At 40.8% G+C, this 2,515-nt stretch carries 3 protein-coding genes; 1 reads left to right on the top strand and 2 read right to left on the bottom strand.

Annotated features, from left to right (window positions below):
* Window positions 1-850: 850 nt before the first annotated feature.
* On the bottom strand, window positions 851-1,243 hold the full coding sequence (locus tag IJ23_RS23695; RefSeq protein WP_033907516.1) for a hypothetical protein: 393 nt from the start codon (window positions 1,241-1,243) through the stop codon (window positions 851-853).
* 144 nt (window positions 1,244-1,387) lie between these two features.
* Entirely contained in the window at window positions 1,388-1,783 is a 396-nt protein-coding gene (locus tag IJ23_RS23690; protein WP_033907515.1) for a DUF3465 domain-containing protein, read from the bottom strand.
* Window positions 1,784-1,981: 198 nt separating this feature from the next.
* On the opposite strand from IJ23_RS23690, the gene IJ23_RS23685 reads away from it, so the two are divergent.
* Complete coding sequence (locus IJ23_RS23685; protein ID WP_033907514.1) at window positions 1,982-2,374, top strand: hypothetical protein; 393 nt, start codon at window positions 1,982-1,984, stop codon at window positions 2,372-2,374.
* Window positions 2,375-2,515 lie beyond the last annotated feature (141 nt).

The raw sequence follows: 2,515 nt of genomic DNA, 5'->3' as shown, positions 1-2,515 counted from the left end.
CTTAGTTAGGTAAAGCACCCCATACTCTTCAAACTCATCGATAATTGCATAACGTTCGGACACTTCGTTATATGAGCTTAAAAACAAACCCTCAGACATTACTACTCCTGACATCAACGTACACAAAATAAACAGAATTTTCTTCATGTGACTCCGAAAACCTAACGCCCAATTAAGGGGTGAGTAACGCAATACCGATGCCGCTGCAAACCACCTTAATCACTAAAATTAACGCATAGTAAAAATGCCACGCGTTACGAATCCCTCTTGAATTGTTTGTTAGTACGCTGCCCGTTAACCTTTGGCACATGCCAAGATATTGAAATATAGCACTAAACTTCTGGCTTGAAACGCTGAAGCTAAAGGGACAACTGCCAAACTAGAACTCAATCTCAAAACGCAAGTTGGCTAGAAGAAAAACTTGCTTAACTGACCTATTTTCACCGTTTTCAAATTAACAAAGGATACGGGCTTCAGAACTAAACGACAGCGCCAAAGAAACTCGGTGTTTGACAAACATTTCCCAGCATCAAAGAAGCCACGCCAAAGAAATAGCCCAAAAGTTAGAAACCGTAAACGGTGAAGTCAAAACAAACACAACTCATATAGTGCCACCGGAAAGAACGTGACAGGTAAAAACTGAAAGGTGTAAAGACGAGCGCGAAAACAGATAAACACCAAAATTTATGACCTTTGACGTCAAACCCGTACTAACGCCGCGTTAAGTAGTGAGCAACGCTACCACTGAACCTAACCTATTGTGCCATAACCACTTAAGCTGAATAAAATCAAAAATGCCACGCGTTGCGAATCTGTCTTAAACGCTTTGTTATACATATATTTTATGTCACTAGTAATCCAATAACTGCTGAACAAATCGCAAAGGATTAGCTAAAACAAATGACCATACTAGAAGAGAAAATCCGGTTACCTGTGTATACGGAGCTGCTATGGCGTCGAAATATTGTGGCAGTAACCCTATAGCTCCAAGCGGCATACAAAACATACCCACGTAGGTTCGAAACTCACTTACATAGACCTCAGCAAATGAAATTGACAACAAGACCAATGACGCCAGCATTATGCCAACTACAAAAAGCGGAACATAAATTTCCCAGAAGCCCATCTTTGGGTGCAATAACGGTGAAAGCTCAGAAAATAGAGCACTAATGAACACAGGTATGAATATTTTCGAAGATAAATCGTCAATTGCTTTAGCATAAATTGTTCCGAAAGTTTCCACTTTACCTCCATATGTATAACGCCGCATTAAGGTGTGAGCAACGCTACCACTCAACTAAACCTTACCACCGTAAACACAAAATCCAACGATAACAAAAATGCCAAGCGTTGCGAATCACTCTTAAATGCTTTGTTATGTGAATTTTCAGTCGTACTTTTTACCGCAGTGCTTTAACCAGCCATGTGGATGCCTATTGTTGGGATCGCGGTGTGTCCAGTGCATTACACCACCCTTTTTATTCCATTCGTATACACCGTAAAACTCAACTCGATCGCCGACTTTTAGGTTGGGAATTCTTGGTGCTAAATCGATGTTATGAGCAACAAGTAAAGTCTGCTTACTATCTAATTTGAGTATGAATTTTTGATGTCGACTTCCTTTGTTGTCATCTGGCAATAGACGAATTATTGTTCCTGAGCCACGAACTTGAAGGTCACTTTGATGATTTTCAAACGCCTGTCCGAGCTTGTAGTCATTCGCTAGAACACCAACTGAAACTAAGCAAAAAGCTGCTATAAATATTGCGAAGAACTTCTTCATATACTCAATTCTCTCTGATTCACATAACGCCGCGTTAAGTAGTGAGCAACGCCAGCCACATAACCTAAACCATTACACCTTAACCACTTAACCCAACTTAGAACGCAAAACGCCAAGCGTTGGGAATCTGTCTTAAACGCCTTGTTATGTTGCTGACTCAAGGTACAATCGCAAGCCTTATAACAAGGACTAGACGCGATGCTATTTAACAACAATATCGATGAGATGATTAACTATTTGGAATGTTTCTGTAAACAACCACATGTCAAATCACTTGATAGCATTTCAGATGAACAGATTAACTTACTTCTGGATTTCTTAGCACTGGCCCACAAGTTAAAATGTGATATCTACGCGACCAGAAACCTTAACAGCCCACACTTTCTTGGTATCGGGGCCTTCGCTTTGTCACAAGAGCGCCCACCACATGGAAACCTATTTATCAAAGTAGAGCGAGAGCAACTTCACCTCACATTTGAACTCGATACTTGCAGCCAAGAAAACTTGTTAACACCAACCCGAGTGATTGATGCACTCACATATCTCATCGACAATTCAGGTCAGGCTCTTCTCCCTGAAGATTACAACTAGTGATTGCAACATAACGCCCTGTTAAGGAGTGATCAACGCAATACCGAAGCTACCGCATACCACCTTAAACACTACAACCAACACATAGTAAACATGCCACGCTTTGCGAATCACTCTTAAAAAGCTTGTTAGCTTAACGCA

Origin of the sequence: Vibrio sp. OY15, from assembly GCF_000742455.1 — a bacterium.
GTDB lineage: Bacteria > Pseudomonadota > Gammaproteobacteria > Enterobacterales > Vibrionaceae > Vibrio > Vibrio alginolyticus.
This window is presented reverse-complemented; position numbering and strand designations above follow the sequence as displayed.

Coding starts and splice junctions, on each gene's coding strand:
- IJ23_RS23690 (WP_033907515.1), bottom strand. CDS start 1,783: ATGAAGAAGTTCTTCGCAATATTTATAGCAGCTTTTTGCTTAGTTTCA.
- IJ23_RS23685 (WP_033907514.1), top strand. CDS start 1,982: ATGCTATTTAACAACAATATCGATGAGATGATTAACTATTTGGAATGT.